At 65.4% G+C, this 23,225-nt stretch carries 21 protein-coding genes and 1 tRNA gene; 10 read left to right on the forward strand and 12 right to left on the reverse strand.

What is annotated here, in order from left to right:
* The first annotated feature begins 64 nt into the window (after nucleotides 1–64).
* Nucleotides 65–1,843: an excinuclease ABC subunit UvrC gene (locus FJ386_05115; protein ID MBM3876086.1), complete on the forward strand. Its 1,779-nt coding sequence runs from the start codon at nucleotides 65–67 to the stop codon at nucleotides 1,841–1,843.
* Here the strand turns inward: FJ386_05115 and FJ386_05120 are convergent.
* The 4 genes from FJ386_05120 to FJ386_05135 all read right to left on the reverse strand — a co-directional run bounded on the left by FJ386_05120 (nucleotide 1,840) and on the right by FJ386_05135 (nucleotide 5,428).
* Nucleotides 1,840–2,889 carry a carbohydrate kinase family protein gene (locus FJ386_05120; protein MBM3876087.1) on the reverse strand — a complete coding sequence of 350 codons (1,050 nt, stop codon included), beginning with the start codon at nucleotides 2,887–2,889 and terminating at the stop codon, nucleotides 1,840–1,842. The genes FJ386_05115 and FJ386_05120 overlap by 4 nt on opposite strands.
* Before the next feature lie 299 nt (nucleotides 2,890–3,188).
* On the reverse strand, nucleotides 3,189–3,695 hold the full coding sequence (locus FJ386_05125; GenBank protein MBM3876088.1) for a hypothetical protein: 507 nt from the start codon (nucleotides 3,693–3,695) through the stop codon (nucleotides 3,189–3,191).
* Complete coding sequence (clpS, locus tag FJ386_05130; protein ID MBM3876089.1) at nucleotides 3,692–4,141, reverse strand: ATP-dependent Clp protease adapter ClpS; 450 nt, start codon at nucleotides 4,139–4,141, stop codon at nucleotides 3,692–3,694. Before clpS ends, FJ386_05125 begins: the two co-directional genes overlap by 4 nt.
* Before the next feature lie 9 nt (nucleotides 4,142–4,150).
* Entirely contained in the window at nucleotides 4,151–5,428 is a 1,278-nt protein-coding gene (locus FJ386_05135; GenBank protein MBM3876090.1) for a hypothetical protein, read from the reverse strand.
* An 87-nt stretch (nucleotides 5,429–5,515) separates the two neighbouring features.
* Between FJ386_05135 and FJ386_05140 the strand changes: the two genes are divergently transcribed.
* Both FJ386_05140 and FJ386_05145 read left to right on the forward strand, forming a co-directional pair.
* Nucleotides 5,516–6,427: a TIM barrel protein gene (locus FJ386_05140; protein MBM3876091.1), complete on the forward strand. Its 912-nt coding sequence runs from the start codon at nucleotides 5,516–5,518 to the stop codon at nucleotides 6,425–6,427.
* 70 nt (nucleotides 6,428–6,497) lie between these two features.
* Nucleotides 6,498–7,520 carry a hypothetical protein gene (locus FJ386_05145; protein MBM3876092.1) on the forward strand — a complete coding sequence of 341 codons (1,023 nt, stop codon included), beginning with the start codon at nucleotides 6,498–6,500 and terminating at the stop codon, nucleotides 7,518–7,520.
* Between the two features lie 6 nt (nucleotides 7,521–7,526).
* Here FJ386_05145 and dnaN read toward each other — a convergent pair whose 3' ends face one another.
* From dnaN to FJ386_05165, 4 genes are all read right to left on the reverse strand, one after another.
* A complete protein-coding gene (gene dnaN / locus FJ386_05150) occupies nucleotides 7,527–8,636 on the reverse strand; it encodes a DNA polymerase III subunit beta (protein MBM3876093.1) in 1,110 nt (369 codons plus the stop codon).
* Between the two features lie 192 nt (nucleotides 8,637–8,828).
* Nucleotides 8,829–10,022, reverse strand: coding sequence for a cysteine desulfurase (locus FJ386_05155; GenBank protein MBM3876094.1), 1,194 nt, complete (start codon nucleotides 10,020–10,022; stop codon nucleotides 8,829–8,831).
* Nucleotides 10,023–10,145: 123 nt separating this feature from the next.
* Nucleotides 10,146–10,625, reverse strand: coding sequence for an Lrp/AsnC family transcriptional regulator (locus FJ386_05160; GenBank protein MBM3876095.1), 480 nt, complete (start codon nucleotides 10,623–10,625; stop codon nucleotides 10,146–10,148).
* 9 nt (nucleotides 10,626–10,634) lie between these two features.
* Nucleotides 10,635–12,638 carry a hypothetical protein gene (locus tag FJ386_05165; GenBank protein ID MBM3876096.1) on the reverse strand — a complete coding sequence of 668 codons (2,004 nt, stop codon included), beginning with the start codon at nucleotides 12,636–12,638 and terminating at the stop codon, nucleotides 10,635–10,637.
* Between the two features lie 353 nt (nucleotides 12,639–12,991).
* On the opposite strand from FJ386_05165, the gene FJ386_05170 reads away from it, so the two are divergent.
* Complete coding sequence (locus FJ386_05170) at nucleotides 12,992–14,320, forward strand: hypothetical protein (protein ID MBM3876097.1); 1,329 nt, start codon at nucleotides 12,992–12,994, stop codon at nucleotides 14,318–14,320.
* 123 nt (nucleotides 14,321–14,443) lie between these two features.
* On the opposite strand, the gene lpxA is transcribed toward FJ386_05170, so the two are convergent.
* The 3 genes from lpxA to hflX are packed head-to-tail and all read right to left on the reverse strand — an operon-like array spanning nucleotide 14,444 to nucleotide 17,299.
* Nucleotides 14,444–15,235 carry an acyl-ACP--UDP-N-acetylglucosamine O-acyltransferase gene (gene lpxA, locus FJ386_05175; GenBank protein MBM3876098.1) on the reverse strand — a complete coding sequence of 264 codons (792 nt, stop codon included), beginning with the start codon at nucleotides 15,233–15,235 and terminating at the stop codon, nucleotides 14,444–14,446.
* A 1-nt stretch (nucleotide 15,236) separates the two neighbouring features.
* Nucleotides 15,237–15,944, reverse strand: a complete 708-nt coding sequence (locus FJ386_05180; protein ID MBM3876099.1) for a JAB domain-containing protein — start codon at nucleotides 15,942–15,944, stop codon at nucleotides 15,237–15,239.
* Nucleotides 15,941–17,299, reverse strand: coding sequence for a GTPase HflX (gene hflX / locus FJ386_05185; protein ID MBM3876100.1), 1,359 nt, complete (start codon nucleotides 17,297–17,299; stop codon nucleotides 15,941–15,943). Before hflX ends, FJ386_05180 begins: the two co-directional genes overlap by 4 nt.
* Nucleotides 17,300–17,491: 192 nt before the next feature.
* Here hflX and FJ386_05190 point away from each other — a divergent pair, with 192 nt between their 5' ends.
* Genes FJ386_05190 through FJ386_05205 form a run of 4 tightly spaced genes read left to right on the forward strand, consistent with a single transcriptional unit; the run spans nucleotide 17,492 to nucleotide 20,410 of the window.
* A complete protein-coding gene (locus FJ386_05190) occupies nucleotides 17,492–18,007 on the forward strand; it encodes an NADH-quinone oxidoreductase subunit B (GenBank protein ID MBM3876101.1) in 516 nt (171 codons plus the stop codon).
* 20 nt (nucleotides 18,008–18,027) lie between these two features.
* Nucleotides 18,028–18,606 carry an NADH-quinone oxidoreductase subunit C gene (locus FJ386_05195; GenBank protein MBM3876102.1) on the forward strand — a complete coding sequence of 193 codons (579 nt, stop codon included), beginning with the start codon at nucleotides 18,028–18,030 and terminating at the stop codon, nucleotides 18,604–18,606.
* Nucleotides 18,607–18,614: 8 nt separating this feature from the next.
* Complete coding sequence (gene nuoD / locus FJ386_05200; GenBank protein ID MBM3876103.1) at nucleotides 18,615–19,928, forward strand: NADH dehydrogenase (quinone) subunit D; 1,314 nt, start codon at nucleotides 18,615–18,617, stop codon at nucleotides 19,926–19,928.
* On the forward strand, nucleotides 19,925–20,410 hold the full coding sequence (locus FJ386_05205; protein MBM3876104.1) for an NAD(P)H-dependent oxidoreductase subunit E: 486 nt from the start codon (nucleotides 19,925–19,927) through the stop codon (nucleotides 20,408–20,410). Before nuoD ends, FJ386_05205 begins: the two co-directional genes overlap by 4 nt.
* A gap of 2 nt (nucleotides 20,411–20,412) precedes the next feature.
* Here the strand turns inward: FJ386_05205 and FJ386_05210 are convergent.
* Nucleotides 20,413–20,486, reverse strand: a tRNA-Gln gene (locus FJ386_05210).
* Between the two features lie 52 nt (nucleotides 20,487–20,538).
* Here FJ386_05210 and nuoF point away from each other — a divergent pair.
* The gene (gene nuoF / locus FJ386_05215) at nucleotides 20,539–21,969 is read left to right on the forward strand and encodes an NADH-quinone oxidoreductase subunit NuoF (GenBank protein ID MBM3876105.1); all 1,431 of its coding nucleotides are present in this window, start codon (nucleotides 20,539–20,541) and stop codon (nucleotides 21,967–21,969) included.
* 90 nt (nucleotides 21,970–22,059) lie between these two features.
* Nucleotides 22,060–23,225 (forward strand): 2Fe-2S iron-sulfur cluster binding domain-containing protein (locus FJ386_05220; GenBank protein ID MBM3876106.1); only part of this gene is annotated, 1,166 nt, incomplete at its 3' end.

The raw sequence follows: 23,225 nt of genomic DNA on the forward strand, positions 1-23,225 counted from the left end.
GCACGGAGGGGGAGGCGGCGAAGGCCAACTTGAAACTTCGCGCCGGCCGTCCGAAACTGCGCCCGTGACCGATCCCCTTCGCGCCAAGCTCGCGCAGGTGCCGCACAAGCCGGGCGTCTACCTGCACAAGGACCGCTTCGGCACGGTCATTTACATCGGCAAGGCGCGCGACCTGCGCAAGCGCGTGGGGCATTATTTCCAGCAGTCGCGGCGCCCGGGATGGGACCTCAAGTTGAACGCGCTCGTGGGCAGCATCCACGACTTCGACTGGCATGTGGTGAAATCCGAGCCCGAGTCCCTGCTGCTCGAGTGCAAGCTCATCAAGGAATTCCGGCCGCGCTTCAACGTGGATTTCAAGGACGACAAGCGCCTCCTCATGCTGAAGGTGAACCTGAACGACCCGATCCCGCGGTTCTCGCTGACGCGGCTGCGCACGAACGACGGGGCGCGCTACTTCGGGCCATTCTCCGGGTCGGGCGCGCTCCGGCGCACGCTCGACCTGGTGCGGCACCAGTTCAACCTGCGCGGGTGCCGCCCGCTCACGCCGGCCGAGGCGGACTACAAGCACTGCCTCTACGCCCACCTGAAAGTCTGCACCGCCCCGTGCATCGGCAACGTCACGCTCGAGCAATACCGGATGCAAGTCACGGCCGCGTGCGATTTCCTCGCCGGACAATGCGAGGAGATGCAGGCGCAGCTCGAGGCCCGGATGAAGCAAGCGGCGGCCGCGCGTGATTTCGAAAAGGCGGCCGCGCTGCGCGACCTGCTGGCGGACGTCCGCGCCACGACCAGGAAGATGGAGCGCTTCGAGCGCGTGCCTTACACGCTGCCCGTGGCGCCCGACCCGGGGCGGGACCTCGCGGAGCTTGCGTCCGCGCTCGGCCTGCCCACGCCGCCGGAGCGGATCGAGGGGTTCGACATCTCGAACATCAGCGGCACGTTCGCCGTCGCGTCGCTCGTGTCGTTCCGCGGCGGCCGGCCCGACCGCGTGAACTACCGGCGGTTCAAGATGAAGACGGTGACGGGCCAGGATGACTTCGCGTGCATGGCCGAAGCGGTGCGACGGCGATACACGCGAGTGTTGAAGGAGTCGACGGTCCAAGGGTTGAAGTCCAAAGTCGCGGATGCAGGCGATCGGGATGATGAAGCGGGCGGGGCGATCCCGCAGGAACTGCAACAGCTGGTCAACGAAGTGAGCGCGAAAGTGCGCCGGGGTCAACCGGTGAGGTCAAAGCCGCCGCCGGAGGCAACGAATGCGCGCGGGCACGGGCAAGCGGGACAGCGAGACGGAGACGGGGAGCAATCTTCCGAATCGTCCCCCGCACTTTCCCACCCTGCCGTTGTCTCACCCGCGGTCTCGCGTGTCCATGCCCCGGGCAATCTCCCCGACCTGATCCTCATCGACGGCGGCAAAGGCCAGCTTAACGCCGCGTGCGCGGAGCTTGTGAAACTCGGGCTCGGCCACATCACCGTCATCGGGCTCGCGAAGGAATTCGAGGAGGTGCACCGGCCCGGCGCGAGCGAACCGCTGCGCCTCGGGCTCGACCATCCGGCGGTCAAGCTGCTGCAACGCGTCCGCGACGAGTCGCACCGCGTGGCCAACAGCTACAACGCGCAGCTCCGCCTTCGGAAGGTTACCGAGAGTGTGCTCGATGAGTTCCCCGGCATCGGCGCGGCGCGCAAGCAGGCGCTGCTCAAAAAGTTCGGCTCGTTGCAGCGGCTGCGCATCGCAACGGTCGCGCAGATCGCGGAGGTGCCGGGCTTCGGCGGGAAGTCCGCGGCGGATTTGAAGCAATTCCTCGAGGCAAGGTCCGTGGCGCCAAAGCCGGGCCCGAAGTCCTAAAACTCCGGCTCCATCGCGGGGCGAGGGCGGTATTTCCTGGCGATGTCCAGCACGGCGGCCAGGGGCTTCATCCCGGCGGTGCAGGTCGGGTCGGAAAGCGACGCCGCGGCCGCGCAGACGGCGGTGAGCAGGCATTTCTGCAGCTCCCATCCCTCGTGCAGCCCGAAAATCATGCCCGCGCAAAAGGCGTCACCCGCGCCCGCGGTGCCCGCGATGTATTTCTGCGGGAGGTTGAGCGACATCTGCCAGTGGTCCTTGCCGTCGCGCGTCCGGGCGAAGCCGCCCTCGGGGAAATGAATCACCACGACCTCGCGCACGCCGAGCTGGAGCAGCGCGCCCGCGGCGTGCCGCAACGCCACGGTGTCGAGCTTGCCGTCAGGGCGGCGGATTCTGAATCCCGCGGTGCAGCCGGCCTCGACCTCGTTGAGGATGCAGTAATCCGTGAACTTGAGCGCGGGCGTGACGACGGATGCGAAGCGGTCGCTGTTCTCGCTGACCACGTCCACGCTGGTCTTGAGCCCGGCGTCCTGTGCGGCGGCGAGGAGGGCTGCGCCATTCGTGCCGTGTTTTTTGTGCGAGGCATCGAGCGCGTCGAGCAGCAGCAGGTAGCCGAGGTGGAACACGCGCGCCTTCGATTTCGAAAAATCCAGGTCGCGCCCGTCCCACAGCGCGTTCGCCCCGCGGCAGTGGAAGAACGTGCGCCGGCCGCCGGTCTTCTCGGTCATCACGTCCGTGTAGGAAGTGGGGGCGGACGCCGTCGCGGTGAGGTACCGGGTGTCGATTTTGTGGCGCTTGCAGTCGTCGAGGATGCGCTGGCCGTGGGTGTCCTTGCCGACGAGCCCGGCTGCGGCAAGGGGGAACTTCGCGCCGAGTTTCGCGAGGTCCACGAGCACGTTGTAAGGCGCGCCGCCCGTGCCCTCGGACTCGCTGAGGATGTTGGCGAGCGACTCGCGCTGGGGGAAGATGTCGATGATCTTGACCTGATCAATGATCCAGTTGCCGCCGGCAAGCACGCCGCTGCGCGAGGAGGCAGAAGTGGGTTTCATAGTCGCGTCGTCGGCTTGTTCGCTCGCCCTGTGATTCGATCGTCCAAGTTGCCCAAAGGTTAGCCAAACCCGGCACGAATGTCTCTACCGAAGTGAACGCCACCCGCGCGAGACGAAGGGGCAGGACTACCACGCGTCGAGCGCCAGCGCCGGCCCGTGTTGTGATGCGGGCGGCGGCGGCTGAGGGCGGACGCGGGACTTGTAGAGACAGGCATCGTGCCCGTCGTCCTCGCCCACGCTTTCCAGGGGAATTCGCGGACCAGGACGATCCGGAGAACGAAGCGCACCCGTTCAAGTGCTCAGACCGGCTCTTCGGACTCCGCGGCAGGTCCGGCCGAGCCGGACTCCGTGTCGTTTCCGGCGAGGGCGTTCAGCAGCGACATTTGGAACATGCCGCAGGTTTCCATGACCGTGTAGTTGAGCACAGTCTCCTCGGTGACTTGGAATTCGTCGGGCTTCGGGCAGCCGAGCAATTCCCAGCTTCCGACGCGCAGGTCGTTGAGCACTTGCAACAGCCACTCGACGGCATCGCGCGGAATGGTCAAGCGCATCGCGGTGCCTTCGAGCCGGATGTGCGCCGGGTTCTCGAGGAACTTCCGGAGCGCGACCGCATTCTCGCGCTTGTGCTCGGCGAGCGAGTCCACGAGCAGGGCTTGCGCCGAGTCATCCGGCGCATCGCGCAGCGTGAGCGCCGGTGGCTTCGGCCGGGCGACGGGATATCCGCGGAGCGCGTTGAGGAAGAGGGCCATCTCGCGACGGCCGAGGACGAACACAAACGCGTCGGGCCGGGTTTGGAGAAGCTTCACGACTCGCGCTCCATGGTGGCGTGCAGGCTGTATTTCTGAAGCTGGTGCACGTAGTGCTCGGCCTGCTCGAGCGTCGTGCGGGCGAGCAGGCTCTTGCCGTTGTTGTGCACTTGCATCATGTGATACTCGGCCTTCTGCCGCTGCCAGCCGAACACCACTTGAAACACGTGCGTGACGTAATCCATCAGGTTCACCGGATCGTCCCAACAAATCACCAGCCACGCAGGCTCGAGGTCCGGCTTGTCCGCGGTCTTCTCCGTCTTGCCGATGGCGGGGGCGACGTGCGGCTCGGCCACGCCGGGGGATGCGGATTGAATGCGGATGGCGGATGGCGGATGGCGGAATGGGGACCGAGGGGGAATGGAGCCACGGGTGTTGCGGCGGACCGGAACGAGGCGCGGCCCGGGGCCGGGGCCGGGCTGGGATGAGGGTTTCGCTGCTGCCATTGCGCGCGCCTAATTCTTGGCGACGCAGTATAGCTTGGAGTTGGTGCGGATGAAAAGCTGGCCTTGGGAAACCGCCACGGCGCTGCGGGTCATGGTGTCGCCCTGTTCGCCCATCGGGTTCGTCGCGAGGAGCTTCCCGTCATTGGCGTCCACCACGAACACCTGCGCGGAGAAGTCCATGAAGTAAATCCTGCCATCGGCCCCCGTGGGCGAGGCCTGCACGGCACCCTTGGACGGCACTTTGACCGTCCACTTTGCGGTGCCCGTCCTGGGCTCGACGCGCGAGAGCGAGCCGCCTTCGGAAAGCACAAAGAATTCATTGAGGTAGGTCAGCGGCGTGGGCACATCGGAGGAAATGGCGCTGCCGCCCGGGCTTTGCCACGCGATGCAGGAGTCGTCCTGCGTTCCGCTCAAGCCGGCCTTGATCGCGTAAATCGGGGAGCGCTTCGGCGCGCACGCGAGGATGATCCCGTCGGCGAACGCCGCGCACGGGACGTGCCGCCAGTGGCCGATGCGCGTGGGGTTCCACGTGCCCCAGCGCCAGAGTTCCCTGCCGGTCCCGGGATCGTGGCCCGTGATGTCGTCGCTGCCAATGATGAGCAGCTCCTTGCGGCCCTTGAACTCGATCGGCACGGGCGACGCAAATCCATCGCGCGACTCGGCCACGGCCTTGCCGTCGCGCACGACGCGCCAAAGTTCCTTGCCCGTCGCCGGGTCCATCGCGAGCAAATACGGGTCCTTCCGGCGGAGGTTCTGGATGTAGAGCTTGCCGCCATAAAGCAGCGGGCTGGTCGAGTAGGTCCAGCCTTCCTGGAAGAACGCGCCGTAGTCCGTCGTCAAGTTGCGCGACCAGGCCTGCTTGCCGGCGAAGTCGAACGCGGCGACGGGACCGTTGCCGCTTTGGAAAACCACCAGCTTGCCGTCGGTGACGGGCGACGAGGAGGCGAACGTGCTGTTGCGGTCCTTGCGGATGCCGTCGCCGAGCTTGTGCGACCAGAGGAGCTTGCCCGTCTTGCGGTCGAAGGCCATGGCCTGGACGCATTGCTCGGCCGGGTTGGCCGAGACGACGAAGACGTGATCGCCCCAGACCGCGGGCGTGGCCGCGCTTTCGCCGGGCAGGTCCGCCGTCCACACCGTGCCCTCCGTCTTGGAGAACTGCACGGGGAGGTTTTTCCCGTCGGTCGAGCCGTTGTAATTCGGCCCGCGGAAGTGCGGCCAGTGGGCGGCGTGCGCAGCGGTGGCGAGCGCCAGGGCGGCGAGGGCGGCGGGAATGCGGGTCGGGTTCATCAGTTTTTGCGTTGGGATTTCAGCGGCGCGGAGTGTAACGTCACGGCGTTCAAACCCGGAAGTTCAAAAAAGTTTGCCCACCCCGACATGAAAGCCAGCACTTCGACGCCTTCGGGCAGCTCCCGCTTCAGCCGCCGGATGATCCTCCGCGGCGGCGCACTCGCTGCGGCGGCCGCGACCGCTGCACCTGCCTTTCTTCGCGGCGCTGAGCCCGGTTCCTACAAGGCAAAGAACGGGCGCATCAACCAGTCCGTCGTTCCCTGGTGCTTCCGCCCGATGACGGTCGAGGACCTCGCGTCGCACGCCGTGAAGCTCGGCCTCAAGTCCGTCGAGTTGGTCGGGCCGGACAAGTTTGCGGTGCTCAAACAGCACGGGCTGGTCTGCGCGCTCACGGGCAGCCACGGCTTCGCCAAAGGCTTCGCCCACGTCGAGGAACACGCCGAGTGCATCAAGGTGCTGACCGAGCGCATCGATGCCACAGCCGCGGCGGGCTTCCCGGCGGTGATCACCTTCTCGGGCTTCCGCCGCAAGCTCAGCGACGAGGAAGGCATGAAGAACATGGTGGACGGCCTCAAGAAAATTGCCGGCCACGCCGAGAGGCAGAACGTGACGCTCGCGCTGGAGATGCTCAACTCCCGCGTGAACATCGAGATGAAGGGTCACCCGGACTACTTCTGCGACGACATGGACCGGACGATCGAGATCCTCAAACGCGTCGGCTCCGAACGCGTGAAGGTGCTCTTCGACATCTACCACGTGCAGATCATGCACGGCGACGTGACCGTGCGGATCAAGCAATACAAGGACTTCATCGCGCACTACCACACCGCAGGCGTGCCGGGCCGGAACGAAATCGACGCCACGCAGGAGGTCAATTACGCCGCGATCATGAAGACGATCGCTGAAACCGGCTACAAGGGCCACGTCGGGCAGGAGTTCATCCCGCTGCGCGACAAGGTGGCGTCCCTCGCCGAGGCGGTGAAGATTTGCGACGTTTGAATCCGCGCCGACAACTGCCGTCCATCCTGAGCCCCCATCCCATCGCCAACCCACTGAACCCTGTCACACCATGAACCGCACAGCCCTGGCCCTCCTCGCCGCTCTCGCCCTGCTCGCGCCCGCCCGCGCCGCCACCTACACCGCCGTTGCCGACTGGCTCAAGCTGCCGGAGGGCCGCCCGCAGCTCGGCAACATGCACGGCGACATCGCCGTCAGTTCCAAGGGCGAGGTTTACGTCAGCGTGATGGACCCGAAGGCCGGGCTGCAAGTTTTCAGCAGCGATGGGAAGTTCCTGCGAAATGTGCCGGATGCGCCCGCGGACTTCCACGGCTTCGTCATCAAGAAGGACGCGGCCGGCGAGTTCATCTACGGCCCCCGGCTCAACGCCGACGGCCAGAACATCCTCAAGCTCACCCTCGATGGGAAGAAAGTGCTCGAAATCCCCGCGTCCGCCATCCCGGATGAGTTCAAGAACAAGGTCCCGCCCAACACGAAGAAAAACGAGAAGGGCGAGGTGCCGAAGAACCCGAACGAGGGGAAGTCCTTTGTGCGTCTCACCGGCATGGACGTCGCCCCCAACGGCGACTTGTTCGTCACGGACGGCTACGCGAGCAGCTACGTGCACCGGTTCGACAAGACGGGCAAGTATCTGAAGTCATTCGGCGGGAAGAAGCCGCCTTACAACTTCACCACGCTCCACAAGATCGCCGTGGACACGCGCTTCACGCCCGTCCGCATCATCGCGTGCGACCGCGAGGCGCTGCGCGTCGTGCACATGTCCATCGACGGCGAGTTTCTCGGTGTCGTGGCCAAGGACCTCCTCGCGCCGGCGGCGATCACGGTGCAGGGGGAATACGCGCTGGTCGGGGAAATCGGCGGCGCAGTCAGCGTGCTCGACAAGGAAGGCAAGCTCGTGGCGCGGCTTGGCTTGAACACCGAGAAGGCCGAGGTGAAGAACAACCAGACCAAGCCCGCGGTGTGGCGCACCGGATTTGTCACCGCGCCGCACGGGGTCGCGTTCAACGCCTCCGGCGACGTCTTCGTGGCCGAATACAACATTTACGGCCGGGTCCACCGCTTCAACCGCCAGTGACGCGTCTCAGCTCGTGCGCATCGGCATGAGCACGTAAAGAAACGGGCCGTTGATCTTGAGCAGGCCGGGGCTCAATTCGTCGGTGAGTTCCATGAACACCTCGTCGGTTTCCACGACCTTGAGCGGGTCCATGAGGTAGGCGGGATTGAACGCGATGGCGATCTCGCGACCCTTGTAGTTGATGGCCAGGCTCTCGCGTCCCTCGCCGATTTCCGGTGTGTTGGCCGTGATGTCCAGCCGGTTCTTCCCGAACGAGAGCTTCACGGAGTTGGACTTCTCGCTGGTCATGAATTCCGCGCGGCGCAGGGCTTGATGGAATTCCTCGCGGTTCAGCGCGATGCGTTCCTTCGTCTCCTTCGGGATGACCTGCTGGTAATTCGGATAACTGCCCTCGACGAGCTTGGAGATGAGCACGATGGGCGCGCCTTCCTGCGGCCGGAGGGTGAAGCATGCCTGATTGTCCGTGAATCGGATGTCCACCTCGCCCGCGCCTTGGATGAGCCGGTTCAGTTCGTTGCATGCCTTCGTCGGTAGAATGAAGCTGCCCTCCGCGCCGCCGGTTCCCTCAGAGTCTTCCTCGTCCATCGCCAAACGGCGCCCGTCCGTGGCCACCATGGTGATTTTGTCCGTGGCGAACTTCATGAAGATTCCGTTCAAGATGAACCGCGACTCGTCATTTGACATCGCAATCGAGCTGCGGCGCAGCATGGATTTGAACTTCTCGAGCGGGAGTGTGAGCTTGCGGTCGTTGCCGAAGGTCGCGACGGGCGGAAACTCCTCGGCACCCAATCCATGGATGCGATAGAATGCCCCCCCCGCTTGCAAGGTCGCGACGGCCTTCGAATCGGTCTCAAACTCGATGCTGTTGCCCGGGAGTTCGCGCGCAATTCCAAAAAGGCGCTTCACGGGGAGCGTCGAACTGCCAACTCCTAGAACCTCCGCCTTGACCTTGCAAATGATGGTCACGTCCAAGTCGGTCGCGGTGAACTCGACCAAACCGTTCTCCGCACGGATCAGGACGTTGGACAAGATGGGGAGCGTGGTCCGGCTGCCCACGATGTTTTGAACCGCTTGAAGTCCTGTGATGATTTGGTCCTTGGGGATGGTGATTTTCATGCGGTGCGTTACTATTCTGACCTGAAGGTGAGTTCAGCCGTATTATTAAGGGCTGTGAATAGTTGAAAGGAATGACCGTGTCAAGGCGGCTGGACCAGGGGAACCACGATTGGGAGAAGGTGTGAGAAAGCCGGGGCCCAATTGGTAGTGGTGCGGGCTGGTCGCTGGTTGTTCACACGGTTCACGGGATGTTCACAGGCTGTGGGCAGGCTGTGGGCGGTGTTGTTGGTCACTTTTCTGAGCGGCACTCCGGATCCGCGCGACAACCGTTGGGAAAACCGCCAGCACTCGATCGACTTCCGCGGTCGTGGACTCCCGCCCGAGGGAGAAGCGGACCAGTGAATTCGCTTCCGAAGCGCCGACACCCATCGCGGTCATGACATGGGAAGGCTCCAGCGATCCGGAAGAACACGCCGAACCGCTCGACGCGCACACGCCCTCCAAGTCCAAACCAGCTAGCAGCGCGATACTGTCGCAACCTTCAACGGTGAAGGACGCGGTGTTGGCCAGCCTGGCGGTGGCGGCGCCGCGAAAATGCACGCCAGGACACGCCGCCAGCCCCGCGATGAGTGTGCGCGTGAGTGGTTCGAGCTGCGCCGGCGGGAATACCGGCTCACGCACAAACCGCTCGATGACTTCGCAAAGCCCGACAATCGCCGCGAGGTTCTCCGTGCCCGCCCGTCGTTCGTTTTCATGGCCGCCACCGAACAGGATCGGGTCCGGGTGCAGTGGCGACCGGATGAACAGCGCGCCCGCGCCTTTCGGCCCGTGAAACTTGTGCGCGCAGACGGTCACCAAGTCCGCGTTGAACTGGTGGATGCTCGCAAACGGCTGCTTCCCGAACCACTGGACGGCGTCCGTGTGAAACGCGACCGAGCGTGCGCGACACGCCGCTCCCAGTTCCGCCACGGGCTGCAGGGTCCCGGTCTCGTTGTTCGCGGCTTGGATGGAAACCAGAATCGTGTCCGGCCGAAGCGCGCGCTGGAGCGTATCGACGTGGATGCGCCCCTCGGAATCGCACGGCAGGACTGAGAGTTCGAAACCTTCCGTGCGCGCCAGATACTGGCAGGCGTGCAGCACGGCGTGGTGTTCGACGGCGGAAGTGATGATGTGGCGTCCGCGGTTTCGGAGGAGCCGCGCCGTGCCGAAGATGGCGAGATTCACGCTCTCGGTCCCGCCGCTGGTGAAGACAACCTCCGCCGGCCGGCAGGCGAAGACCGACGCGACCCGGTCGCGCGCATCGTCGAGCAACGCCCGCGCGCGGCGGCCGACGTGGTGGACGCTCGACGGATTGCCGAACACCTCGCCGAGGAACGGCAGCATCGCCTCGCGCACCGCGGGGTCGGGCGTCGTCGTCGCGTTGTAATCGAAGTAGATCGTGTGCATCTGCGGGGCCGCTCAGGTGTCCACCGGTGTCCGCCGGGCGGAACCACTCGCGCAGGGGGCGGTCAGTCTTCTCACCGGATGAACTCCGGTCGCTGCGCGGCCGGTTGCGCGCCGCCGGGCACGTCACGGCGAGACGGAAAGCCGCTCCTCATTGCGCTCGCGGCTCATCAGGACGCCCTGCTCCTTGTAGGCTTTGAGCATGAAGTGCGTTGCCGTCGAGACCACGCCGCTGAGGGTCGCGAGTTTTTCCGAGACAAACGACGCCACGTCGCGGAGCGATTCGCCCTCGACCACCACCAGCAAGTCGTAGCCGCCCGACATGAGATGGCAGGACCGCACTTCGTCGTAGCGCGCAATGCGGTCGGCGAGCCGGTTGAAGCCGCCCTCGCGCTCGGGGGTGATCTTCACCTCAATCACGGCGCGCACAATGTCCACCCCGAGCTTCTCCTCATTGAGGATTGTGCGGTAGCCGAGAATGACCTGCCCGGACTCGTAGTCCTTGATGCGGGCGGCGACTTCCGGCTCGGTGGAATTGAGCAATGCGGCGAGTTGCGCCGGGCGGAGCGCGGCATTCTTGTGGAGGAGCTTCAGGAGCGGATCCATGCGCGGAGGTTAGCCACGGAGTTTGCCGATTGCCACGGATTTCCCGGCGCTGGCGCGAACGAACAGCGGGATTCGGTCCAGCGGCGCCTGCGCGGGCACGTGCCGGCCGCCCCGCAAGACCCGGCCCGTCCACGCATCCCGCCAGCGACCGCGGGGCAGATAAACCGATCGTGCCATGATGCCGGGCGCGAGCACGGGAGCCACGAGCAAATCCGCGCCCACGAGGAACTGGTCGTTGCAAGCCGCGGCGATGGGGTCGTCCTGGAAGTGAAACAGGAGCGGCCGCATCACCGGCCAGCCGCGCGCACTGGCCTCGGCGAAGCACTGCGCCAGATACGGCAGCAGTTTCATGCGCAGGCGGATTGCGTTGCGGCTGATGCGCTCAACTTCCGGGCCGAATTCCCACGGCTCCTGCGGGCGCGAGTCCTTGTTCGAGTGATTGCGGAAGAACGGGGTGAGCGCGCCGAGTTGCATCCAGCGCGCGAAGAGTTCCGGCGTCGGCGAATCGAGAAAGCCGCCCACGTCCGCGCCGCAAAAGGCGACGCCGCTCAAGCCGAGGTTCAGCAGCGCGGGCACGGAAGCCGCGAGGTGCTCCCAAGTCGAGCTGTTGTCGCCGGTCCACACGGCGGCGTGGCGCTGGATGCCGGCATAGCCTGCGCGCGTCAGCACGAACGGCCGCTCGCGCGGATTCACACGCCGCGCCCCCTCGCGCGCGGCTGCGGCCATGGCGAGCCCGTAAAGATTGTGCGCGGAGGTGTGGCGCATCGTTTCCTGCGGCGCGGGGCGGTGCACGGCATCGGGCGGCAGGGTCTTGCCCGCGGTGTCGAAGAGCGCCGGCTCGTTCATGTCGCACCAGATGCCCGCGAGTCCGAGGCGCATGAACCGTGCCTGCTCGCGCGCCCACCACGCGCGCGCCCGCGGGCTCATGAAGTCCGGGAAGCGGCACCGGCCCGGCCACACTTTGCCGATGAAGTCGCGCTTGCCGCCCGCGACCTTCACAAATGCAGCGAGCGCCCGGCCGCGGCGCAGCACGGCGAATCGCCGGTCATTCTTCACGCCGGGATTGGTGATGGCGACGACACGGAAGCCCGCCCGACGCAGCTTCGCCAGCATTTCGCGCGGACGCGGGAACGACTTGCCGAACGTGAAGACGCGGTGGCCGTCCATGTGATCAATGTCCAGCCACAGCGCGGAGCACGGGAAGCGGCGTCGGCGCAATCCGCGCGCCATGCTCTCGACCTCGTCGCGCGACGTGTAGCCGAACCGGCATTGGTGGTAGCCGAGCGCCCAGTGCGGCGGCAGCGGCGTGCGGCCCGTGAGTTCCGTGTAGCGCTCGAGGATGTCCGGCACGCGCGGCCCCGCGAAAAGATAAAGGTCCACTTCGCCTTCCTCCGCGCGAAGCGACCAGCGCCCGGCAGTGGCGTGACCCATGTCCCAAACCTGACGTGCGGCATTGTCCCAGAAAATCCCGGCGGCGCTCCCTCCTCGCAGCGTGATCGCAAACGGAATTGAAACATACGTGCTGCGCAAGCCGGGATGCAGGCACGAGGCATGGCCGAGCACGTCGATGTTCCAAAACTCCCGAACGAGTCCGCGTCGATCCAGCGGGCCGGTCATTGCGCCGAGTCCGTGAATGGACTCGGCGTCGCGCAGCGCGAGCGCCACGCGCGGGTGGTCACGGGCGAATCGAGATTCGACCGCGTCGAGTGCGAGGCGGCCGCGCGCGTCGCGCAAAGCCCAGCGAGCCGTGGATGTGTCGAACCGCACCGACCCCGTGAAGGTCCGCAGTTCGACAACGTGGCCGCGGGCGATCAGTCTGGTGGCGGGCGACGGCCAGGAGACCTTCTCAATCGCCATCGAGGGACGAGCGGCGAAGTCACGACCGCGCGTGAGGCGGAGGCGGAACAGGTCTGGTGCGAGGGCGCGGAGTTCCGCCGTGGCGCGCCGGGATTGCAGGCGCACGAAGACCGCGCCCGACTGCGCGACGCGGAAGGAATCGCCTGTGGACTGCACGGGGCCGTTGTATCCGGGCGTTCCGCAAGGCGCACGGAGAATTCGGACACGCAGGCCCGGGCATCGGTTGCAAGCCAGGCGGGCAACGAGGCCGGCGGAAAATCTTGGTAAAAACTTGTTGCCAGCATGGGTCGTGGCTTGGCAGATTCTTCGCACGCGAACGGGATCACCTTCGTCCGGACCGTTCGACGTGGCTCTTTTTGGGCAGATTGGTCGAGACCGCTCCGTTGCGAACGGTGCCGAGCTGCGCAGGAAACGGCAATCACGCCGGAAAACGCGCTGACTGCGGCAACGACGGCGGCTTGGCACAAGGCCTGCCCATGCGGGCCGTGCGTTGTTAGTTCCTCGGTTCGATGCTGTGCCGGGGTGGCGTGTGCATACGCCACCCCGGCTTTCACCGACTGAGAACTGATGAGGGGCAAACGGGTTTTGCTCCGCACGCGCGTCAGGAACAACTCAAAATGCAGGAACCAAACAGCATGAAACTCAATCAATGGACCGTGGGTCTGGCTGCCGCAGGCGTCGTCTCCCTGGCGTCGGTGGCGCAGGCCGAAGAAGCAAAGAACCAGGTGCTTACCGCCGTCTCGGGCACGACCCTGAGCGGTTATGTGAACACCGCAGCGCGTTGGAACATGGGCACACCCGCGGGCGTGACCCAGTTCCTCAACGGCGCCAACGGAGCCGATGGCTTCAACCTCGACGGCGTCAACGTCACCCTGTCAAAGGCGGCCGGTGAAGGCGAATTCGCCGCGGGCTACAAGGCCGAACTGCTCTTCGGCGCTGATGGCAACAACCTCGGCTCGGGTTTCGCCCCGATCAAGCAGGCTTACGTCAACCTCAAGGCACCCGTCGGCAACGGCCTCGACATCAAGCTCGGCGTGTTCGACACCCCGACGGGCTACGAAGTCTTCAACGCCGGCGACAATCCGAACTACACCCGCTCCTGGGGCAACACCCTCGAATCCACGATTCACACGGGCGTCCTGCTCAGCTACATGCTCGGCACCGACAACTGCATCACCCTCACCGCGGGCGTGGCGAACACTACCGACAATGTGATCAACGGCCGCGTCGCCTCCGCGCAGACGCAGAAGACCTACATCGGCGGCATCGCCATCACGGCTCCCGAAAGCGCCGGCTTCCTCAAGGGCTACTCGCTGAGCGCGTTCGTCGTGGACGGCCGCGCCACAGGCGCTGTGGCCGGGCCCGACACCACCGCGGTGTATGTCGGCGCCAGTTCGCCCGAGATTGCCGAGCGCGTGAAGCTCGGGGTCGCGTTGGACTCCTTCATGCGCAACGGCTTCACGGACACATTGACGTTCGCGGGCTACGCCTCGATCAAGATCAACGACAAGACCAAGCTCAACCTCCGAGGCGACTACCTCGACAACAACGGATCGGCGATCGCAAATGCCTCTCCGTTCGTGCCTGGCACAGTTCAGGCGTTCGGGTTGATCGCGCCAGCTACCGAATCGGCCGCCACCTCGGCGGCTCGCACAGCTGGAGCCGAAATCCTTACAACAACCATCACTCTTGATTACACGCTGTGGGAGAATGTGCTCTCTCGTCTCGAGTATCGGTGGGATCACGCGGCAAGCGGTCGAGTCGCCGGTCTCGGCCCGTTCGGTGGCGGTCGCGTCAATGCGAACCAGCTCGTCCTGAACGTCATCTACAAGTTCTAGTCCGCACCGCGGACAGCACGCCCCTTCCGGCGCAAGCCGGGAGGGGCTTTTTGTTTGAAGTGGCCGGTGGGGAGGACGGCGCAAGAGGCGGCTCGACGTCGGGAAACGGGCATTGCGGACTGCCTACTCGTCGTCGTTCCCGCCACGTCCAGAGTCGGCGCACACGCCCCGCTTGCTTGCAGCGACAAAGTCCAACATGATGGTCGCCGCCTCGCCCGTGAACGAGTTCCGCGCCTCGGCCACGGCCGCGCGGAGATTCTTCCCGCTTCGGAATAGCGCGTGATACAGCCGCTTCAACTCCATCCGCTGCTCCGTCGTATAGCCCGCGCGCCGCAGTCCGACCGAGTTCAAGCCACAGAGGACGTTGACCTCGCGCACCATGCAGAACGGGGGCAGGTCCTGGCTGGCGGCCGCGCAGCCCTGCATCAACGCCAGCGCGCCGATGCGCACGAACTGGTGCACCGCACAGTTGCCTGAGATGAACACGCGGTCCTGCACGGTGGCGTGGCCGCCGAGCAGCGCGCCGTTGGCGAGGATGATGTGGTTGCCAAGCTGCGCGTTGTGGCCGACGTGTGAATTGGCCATCAGGAAATTGTGCGACCCGATCACCGTGTCCTCGTCCAGCTTGTTCGAGCGATGCACGGTCACGTGCTCGCGAAAGACGTTGTGGTCGCCGATGCGCAAGCCCGTCGGCGCGCCGGTGTATTTCAAGTCCTGCGGCTCGTCGCCGATGACGCACCCCGCGTGGAACCGGTTCCCCGCGCCCGCGCGCAACTTTCCCGTGAGATGCGCATGAGGCCCGACCACGCAGCCCGAGCCGAGCACCACGTCCGCGTCGATCACCGCATACGGCCCGACCTGCACCGTGGCATCGAGCTCGGCGCGCGGGTGGATGATGGCAGTGGCGTGGATCATGTCAGGCGTAGAAATATCCCAGCTCGCGCAGCGAGGTGTAGTCCTTCGTCCGCTCCGTCGTCCCGCGGCCGATGATGACGTGGTCGAGCACTTCGATCTTGAGCAACTGCCCCGCGCGGATGAGGTCGCGTGTGACCTTGATGTCCGCCTCGCTCGGCATCGGGTCGCCGCTCGGATGGTTGTGCACGAGCACGATGGAGGCCGCGTTGGCCGCGATCGCCGGGCGAAAGACCTCGCGCGCGTGAACCAGCAGCGTGTCGAGCGTGCCGTGCGCGAGCGGGACGCTCTTGATGAACCGCCGGCGGGTGTTCAGCAGCACCACGCAAAACCGCTCCACGTTTGTCTCCCGGAATTCCTCGCGTATCGCCGACGCGATGCGGTCCGGCGTGTCCATCAACGGCGCCTCCTTGTTGCGCTCCTCGGCCAGCCTGCGCGCGAGTGTGAACGCGGCCTTCAGCGTCACCGCTTTGTCGCGGCCCACGCCGGGCACGTCCTGCAACTCATCGAGCGACGCCCGGCAGAGCGCATCGACCGAGCCGCCATGCCTTCCGAGCAACTCGTTCCCGACTTCGATGGCGGATTTCCCCTTCAATCCCGTGCGCAGAAGGATGGCGACCAACTCGGCGCTGGTGAGCGCGTCAGCCCCTCGGGCCACAAGCCGTTCGCGCGGACGCTCGGCGGCGGGCATGTCCTTGATGCGGCCGGTCATGACTGCGCGGGTTCCGGTTTGCCGCCCACGTGCGCGGCGCCGTTGCGGTCCAGCTCCGGCGTCCCGTGGTCGTCGTCGTGGACGAGGAATCGCTCGAACTCAAACATCACGTGCGGGGGAATCCGCGCGGTGAGGCGGGCCGTCGGCCCTTCGAAATTGCTGCTCACCACCTGGCCGAGGGCGTGCACGCGCGCGATCACCGCCGGGTTCGCGTGCGGAACGGAAAGTTGCACGAGGCGGCGCACCGGGCGCAGGCGCGTGCCGAGTTCGGCGAGCAGCGCGGAAAATCCGTCGCGCGTTCGAGCGGACAGCGCGACGGAACCCGGAAAACGGGCCAGCCACGGTTCTGCGACGTTCGTCCCGGCCAGCAAGTCAGTTTTGTTGAAGACCATCAGCACCGGCTTGTCCGCGGCGCGGAGTTCGTCGAGCACCGTGTTGACGGCCGCAATCTGTTCTTCCGCGTCCGGTTGCGTGATGTCCACCACGTGCACGAGCAGGTCGGCTTCGACAACTTCCTCGAGCGTCGCCTTGAAGGCTTCGACGAGCCCGTGTGGCAGTTTGCGGATGAAGCCGACCGTGTCCGAGAGCAGCACGTTTTGATTGGTGGGCAAACGAAGTCGCCGCGTCGTGGGGTCCAGCGTGGCGAAGAGCTTGTCTTCCTCGAGCACGTGCGAGCCGGTGAGGGCGTTGAAGAGCGTGGACTTGCCGGCGTTGGTGTAGCCGACGATGGACGCAAGCGGCCAGTGCGACCGCTGGCGTCCGCGCCGCTGCGTGGTGCGCTGACGCTGGACCAGGTCGAGCGCTTCGCGGATTTTCTCGATGCGCTCCTGCGTCTTGCGCCGGTCGGTTTCCAACTGCGATTCGCCTTCGCCGCCAATGGCTCCGAGGCCGCCGCGCTGCCGCGAAAGGTGCGTCCAGTAGCGCGTGAGCCGCGGCAGCAGGTATTCGAGCTGGGCAAGCTCGACTTGCAGTTTGCCTTCGTTGGTGCGCGCGCGCCGGGCGAAGATGTCGAGAATCAGGCTCGTGCGGTCCATCACACGGCAGCCGAAGATTTCCTCCAGGTTCCGCGCCTGCGCCGCGGTGAGATCGTCGTCGAAGAGAATCGCGTCCGCGTCGAGCGCCTTGGATTGGCGCGCGAAGTCGCCGGCCTTGCCGCGGCCGATGAACGTCGCCGGGTGCGGCGCATCGAGCCGTTGCACGCCCTCGCCCGCGACCTCGGCGCCGACGGTCCGCGCAAGTTCGGCGAGTTCGTCCAGCGACTCGTCACTCGCGCGCGCGTCGTCGCGCTTGAGTTCGATGCCGATCAGGAAAACCCGTTCGACGCGGCCTCGCGTGTTGGAGAGTAGTGCCTTCACAGCGGTGGCGGGCGGACCGTAGCACGGGCGTGCGTCAGGGCAAAGCGCTGATGCCGGGGCGCTCCGTCCACCGTGGTGGGAGGAATCCCGTTGAAGGCCGCAGCCTTGTGAAAAAAATCACAAAACCGCTTGCCTGCCTCCGGCACGCTGTCTAGCTTCGGTTCACGGTCGTCGGGTCGGCGGCCTTCAGCCATGCCCAGCAGCACCACCGAATACGGCTACGATTCCAAGATCGAGGGCGACGTCGTTGTCACGCGCGTGGATGCCGCGATCAACTGGTTCCGCAAGCAGTCGCTGTGGCCGATGCCGATGGGGCTCGCGTGCTGCGCCATCGAGCTGATGGCCGCGGGCGCGAGCCGCTTCGACATCTCGCGCTTTGGCTCCGAGGTGATGCGCTTCAGCCCGCGGCAGTCGGACGTGATGATCGTTGCCGGCACCGTCACCTACAAGATGGCGCTCGCCGTCCGGCGCATTTACGACCAGATGCCCGAGCCGAAATGGGTCATCGCGATGGGCGCGTGCGCCTCGACCGGCGGCATGTATCGCAGCTACGCCGTGCTGCAGGGTGTGGACAACATCGTGCCGGTGGACGTGTATGTGGCCGGGTGCCCGCCGCGTCCCGAGGCGCTGCTCGACGCGCTCATCAAGCTGCAACACAAGCTTCAGAACGAGCCCGTTCTCGCGGTGACCAAGCCCGCCGCTGCTTGAGCCGGCACGAAACCGATTTCATGCCTGCACTCGAGTTCGCCAACCAGCTTCGCGCGAAATTCCGAGAACTCGTCTCCGCCCCCGCCGAGTTCCGGGGTGAAGTGACGCTTACGCTCGCGGACGCCGGGCGCATCGCCGAGGTCTGCGAGTTTGCCAAGAAATCGCTCGGCTTCGACTATCTCCTCGACATCTCCAGCGTGGACAACTACGGCGACGACCCGCGCTGGACGGTGGTTTACGAACTCTACGGCATCGCCCACGGCTGCCATCTGCGGCTCAAGACCAACTTGAGCGAGGAGAAGGGCGAGTTGCCCACCGTCACCAGCGTGTGGCGCACGGCCGATTGGCACGAGCGCGAGATTTTCGACATGATGGGCATCCGCTTTCGCGGTCATCCCGATCTGCGGCGCATCCTGATGTGGGAAGGCTATCCGTATTTTCCGCTGCGGAAGGACTTCCCGCTAGCCGGCAAGCCGAGCGAGATGCCCGATGTGGCCTTTACCAAGAAAGCGCCGCTCGAAGGCGGGCCATTCGTGACGCTGCCCGGCGGCAAGGACACCATCACCCGCGAGCCGAGGGTGCGCGTGCCCGAGAACTGATTTCTTTCATGGCCACCGAAACCATCGAGTTCCGCGAGCCTTCAGCGCGAGTGAACCTCGCCTCCTTCGCGGCGCAGCCCGCTGCGCCCGCGGCTCCTTCCCCGCCCGCCGAGGACTTGCAGGAACTTCACGGCGAGAAGCTCGTGCTCAACATGGGCCCGTCGCATCCGTCCACGCACGGCGTGCTGCGCATCGTGCTGGAGATGGACGGCGAGATCATCACCAAGGCCACGCCGGACGTGGGTTACTTGCATCGCGGCGACGAGAAGATCGCCGAGAACATGACCTACACGCAGTTCATCCCTTACACCGACCGGCTCGATTACCTCGCGCCGCTCGCGAACAACGTGGCCTACGCGCTCGCGGTCGAGAAGCTCATGGGCATCGAGCGGCAGCTCCCGCCGCGCTGCCAGCACATCCGCGTCATCTGCTGCGAACTGGCGCGCATCTCGGCGCACCTGCTCGGCCTCGGCGCCTACGCGATGGATGTCGGCGCGCTGACGGTCTTCATGCTCACGTTCACGGAGCGCGAGAAGATTTACAACCTGTGCGAGTCGCTCACGGGCGCGCGCTTCACGACCAGCTACACGCGCATCGGCGGGCTCATGCGCGACACGCCGCCCGGCTGGTGCGACGCCGTGCGGAAGTTCTGCGACGAGGTCGCGGTGAACTTCGACGAGGTCGAGAAGCTGCTCACGCGCAATCCCATCTTCGTGGGCCGGACGAAAGACGTCGGCATCATCTCGCGCGCCGATGCGATTGACTTCGGCCTCAGCGGTCCGAACCTGCGCGGCAGCGGCGTCGAGCACGACGTGCGCAAGGCGCACCCGTATCTCGTTTACGACCAGCTTGAGTTCGACGTGCCGGTCGGCTCGGTGGGCGATTGTTACGACCGATACCTCGTCCGCATGGAGGAGATGCGCCAGAGCGTGCGACTCCTGCGCCAGTGCCTCGACCGCATCCCGGGCGGCGCGGACAACAAGTCCGGCGAGCCCGTCAACGTGGATGACGGCAAGCTTGTGCTGCCGCCCAAGCAGAAGGTGATGACGGGCATGGAGGAACTCATCCACCAGTTCATCCTCGTGACACAGGGCGTGAACGCGCCGCCGGGCGAGGTGTATTTCGGCGCGGAAAACCCGAAGGGAGAGCTGGGCTTCTACATCAACTCGCGCGGCGGCGGCACGCCGCACCGGCTGAAGATTCGCGCGCCGTCCTTCGTGAACCTGAGCATCCTGCCGCACCTGCTGCCCGGCCACATGGTCAGCGACGTGGTGAGCATCCTCGGCTCGATTGACTTCGTGATGGGGGAGTGTGACCGATGAGCTTCAGCGTCCCCGCCCATCTCGAGGCCGAGATCAACGAACTGATCTCGCACTACCCGCAGAAGCGCAGCGCGTCGCTCATGCTGCTGCACGCGGTGCAGGAGCACTTCGGCTACATTTCGCGCGACGCCATCGAGTGGGTCGCGCGCAAGCTGGAGCTCCAGCCCATCAACATCTACGAACTGGTCACGTTCTACCCGATGTTCCGGCAGGAGCCGGCGGGCAGGTTCCAGCTCAAGGTCTGCCGCACGCTCTCGTGCGCACTGGGCGGCTCGCACGAGCTGCACGCGCACTGCTGCGCGCGCCTCGGCCTTGACCCGCGCAAGCACGGCTTGCAAACCACGAAGGACGGGAAGTTCTCCGTCGAGTTCGTCGAGTGCCTCGCCGGCTGCGGCACCGCGCCGGTGATGATGTGCAACGAGGATTTCTACGAGGGCGTCACCGGCGCGAACGCCGATGAGATTCTGGGGAGATGCAGGTGACCTGGCTGCCCGACATGGATTTGAACCATGACAAACAGATCCAGAGTCTGCTGTGCTACCGTTACACCATCGGGCAGGCCGTAGCGCCCGGCAATGTAGGGGTTTCCTCCTGACTGTCAATTGACGATATGCCGCAGGAATTCAGGCTCATTTTGAAGCACGCCGACCAGCCGGGTTACACGCCCGACCTCGACTGCTACCTGCGCCACGGCGGTTACGAGACGCTGCGCAAGGCACTCGCGCTCCCGCCTCGCGTGGTCGGCGACGGGAAGAAAATCTCACCGCAGGAGCTCGTCCGCGAGGAAGTGAAGCTCTCCGGCCTGCGCGGCCGAGGCGGCGCTGGATTCAGCGCGGGCATCAAGTGGTCGCTCGTGGACCGCAAGTCTGGCAAGCCCATCTATCTAATCTGCAACGCCGACGAATCCGAGCCCGGCACGTTTAAGGACCGCCAAATCATTCACAAAGACCCGCACCAGCTCCTCGAGGGGATGATCATCTCCTGCTGGGCGAACGACGTGAAGCTCGCCTACATTTACATCCGCGGCGAGATGCCGCAGGGCGCGAAGCTGCTCAACAAGGCCCTTGCCGAGGCGCGCGCGCAGCACTTCCTCGGCAAGAACATCCTCGGCACCGGCTACGACCTGGAGATTTACGTTCACCGCGGCGCGGGCGCTTACATCTGCGGTGAGGAAACCGGCCTCATCGAGTCGCTCGAAGGCAAACGCGCCTACCCGCGCATCAAGCCGCCGTATTTCCCCGCCGTGCTCGGCCTCTACATGTGCCCGACCATCGTGAACAACGTGGAGACGCTCTGCCACGTGAAGCACATCGTCGCGATGGGCGGTGCGGATTACGCCAAGCTGGGCACGCCCAACAACACCGGCACGCGCATCGTCAGCCTGAGCGGCGACGTGAAACGCCCCGGCTACTTTGAAATCGAAGTCGGCAAGGTCACGCTCGGAGAACTGATCTTCCACGAAAACTTCGGCGGCGGGCTGCGGGCGGGCCGTTCGTTGAGGGCCATCATTCCCGGCGGCTCCTCGGCCAAGGTTTTGAAAGCCGGCGAACAGTTCAAACTCAAGCGCAAGGGGCCCGACGGCCAGATGACCTCGGTTGAAACCGACCTGCTCGACCTGCCCTACGACTTCGACTCGCTTGCCGCCGCGGGCACGATGTCCGGCTCCGGCGCGATCATCGTGCTGGACGACAGCCGCGACGTGGTCGAATGCCTCGCGAACGTCGCCGAGTTCTACGCGCATGAGAGCTGCGGCCAGTGCACGCCCTGCCGCGAGGGCGCGCTGTGGATGAGCAAGGCGCTGCACCGCCTCACGCACGGACACGGACGCCGCGCGGACGCCGACTACTTGCTCCACATCGCGCAGAACATCCAGGGCCGCACCATCTGCGCCTTTGGCGAAGCCTGCGCGTGGCCGGTGTTGAGCTTCGTGAAGAAGTTCAGGGAGGACTTCGAAGCGCGCGGCGCGGCGGATGAGGCGAAGGCGAAAGGCGCCGGGCCGACAAGTGGGATGAAGATGGCTGCGGGCCCCGGGAGAGAGTGAATAAATGTTGAACCACGATGGCACGAAGGACACGAAGACCGGGGGAACTGGGTCTTCTTGGTGTCCTTCGTGCCTTCGGGGTGAAAAGTGATGCCACCGACAGCGACAACTGAATCAAAGCCGGCTCCACCCGTGGAGAAGCTCAAGATCAAGGTGGACGGACGCGAGGTCGAGGTGCCCAGGCTCATGCCCGACTGGCAGGGCAGGCTCGTGCCCACGACGATGCTGCAAGCCTGCCAGTTCGCGGGCGTCGATGTGCCGCATTATTGCTACCACCCGAAGCTGCCCGTCGCCGGCAACTGCCGCATGTGCCTCGTCGAGTTTGGCCTGCCCGCGATGGGCCCGGACCGCAAGCCGCTGCTCGACGAGGAGGGTTCGCCGAGAATCCAGAAGCAGGTGCTTCCCTATGAGCCGGCCACGCCGCGCGGCGCCATCGCGTGCGCGACGCCCATTTCGCCGGGCATGGAATTGTATCCGAGCTCACCCGCGACGAAGCAGATGCGCGAGGCCGTGCTCGAATCGCTGCTCATCAACCACCCGCTCGACTGCCCCATCTGCGACCAGGCCGGCGAGTGCAAGCTCCAGGAATACTCGGTCGAGCACGGGCAGGCCGCGGGCCGTTTCGTCGAAACGAAGGTTCACAAGCCAAAGGCCGTGGACCTCGGCCCGCGCATCGTCCTCGACGACGAGCGCTGCATCCTTTGCACGCGCTGCATCCGGTTCACGCGCGACATCGCCGGCGACGACGCGCTTGGCATCGTCAATCGCGGCAGCTACAACACCATCGCCGCGTGGAAGCCCGGCGCGTTCGACAACAACTACACCCTCAACACCGTGGACATCTGCCCGGTGGGCGCGCTCACGTCGAAGGACTTTCGTTTCCAGATGCGCGTGTGGTTTATGAAGGAGACCAAATCCATCTGCACCAGTTGCGCGACCGGGTGCAACATCGTCATCGGCTCGCGCGAGGAGAAGGTCCACCGCTACGAGCCGCGCCAGAACGACGCCGTGAACGCGTGCTGGATGTGCGACCACGGCCGTCTCAACTACAAGTGGATCGGGCGCGGGGACAGATTGAAGAAGTGCGGGGTGCGGAGTGCGGAGTGCGGAGCGGCGGATTCCAACTGGCCGACCGTCCTCAAAGGAGTTTCCGAAACACTAGCGAAGGCGCCCCACGGCTCGACCGCCATCGTCGCCAGCGCGCGCCAGACGAATGAGGAACTCTTCCTCCTGAAGAAACTCGCGACGAAGCTCGG

Source organism: Verrucomicrobiota bacterium, from assembly GCA_016871675.1.
Lineage (GTDB): Bacteria > Verrucomicrobiota > Verrucomicrobiia > Limisphaerales > VHCN01 > VHCN01.

Excerpts from the sequence above, each read along its gene's own strand:
- FJ386_05120 (MBM3876087.1), bottom strand. The coding sequence starts at position 2,889 with ATGAAACCCACTTCTGCCTCCTCGCGCAGCGGCGTGCTTGCCGGCGGC.
- clpS (MBM3876089.1), bottom strand. The coding sequence starts at position 4,141 with ATGGCAGCAGCGAAACCCTCATCCCAGCCCGGCCCCGGCCCCGGGCCG.
- FJ386_05135 (MBM3876090.1), bottom strand. The coding sequence starts at position 5,428 with ATGAACCCGACCCGCATTCCCGCCGCCCTCGCCGCCCTGGCGCTCGCC.
- FJ386_05140 (MBM3876091.1), top strand. The coding sequence starts at position 5,516 with ATGAAAGCCAGCACTTCGACGCCTTCGGGCAGCTCCCGCTTCAGCCGC.
- FJ386_05145 (MBM3876092.1), top strand. The coding sequence starts at position 6,498 with ATGAACCGCACAGCCCTGGCCCTCCTCGCCGCTCTCGCCCTGCTCGCG.
- dnaN (MBM3876093.1), bottom strand. The coding sequence starts at position 8,636 with ATGAAAATCACCATCCCCAAGGACCAAATCATCACAGGACTTCAAGCG.
- FJ386_05155 (MBM3876094.1), bottom strand. The coding sequence starts at position 10,022 with ATGCACACGATCTACTTCGATTACAACGCGACGACGACGCCCGACCCC.
- FJ386_05160 (MBM3876095.1), bottom strand. The coding sequence starts at position 10,625 with ATGGATCCGCTCCTGAAGCTCCTCCACAAGAATGCCGCGCTCCGCCCG.
- FJ386_05170 (MBM3876097.1), top strand. The coding sequence starts at position 12,992 with ATGCTGTGCCGGGGTGGCGTGTGCATACGCCACCCCGGCTTTCACCGA.
- lpxA (MBM3876098.1), bottom strand. The coding sequence starts at position 15,235 with ATGATCCACGCCACTGCCATCATCCACCCGCGCGCCGAGCTCGATGCC.
- FJ386_05180 (MBM3876099.1), bottom strand. The coding sequence starts at position 15,944 with ATGACCGGCCGCATCAAGGACATGCCCGCCGCCGAGCGTCCGCGCGAA.
- FJ386_05190 (MBM3876101.1), top strand. The coding sequence starts at position 17,492 with ATGCCCAGCAGCACCACCGAATACGGCTACGATTCCAAGATCGAGGGC.
- FJ386_05195 (MBM3876102.1), top strand. The coding sequence starts at position 18,028 with ATGCCTGCACTCGAGTTCGCCAACCAGCTTCGCGCGAAATTCCGAGAA.
- nuoD (MBM3876103.1), top strand. The coding sequence starts at position 18,615 with ATGGCCACCGAAACCATCGAGTTCCGCGAGCCTTCAGCGCGAGTGAAC.
- FJ386_05205 (MBM3876104.1), top strand. The coding sequence starts at position 19,925 with ATGAGCTTCAGCGTCCCCGCCCATCTCGAGGCCGAGATCAACGAACTG.
- nuoF (MBM3876105.1), top strand. The coding sequence starts at position 20,539 with ATGCCGCAGGAATTCAGGCTCATTTTGAAGCACGCCGACCAGCCGGGT.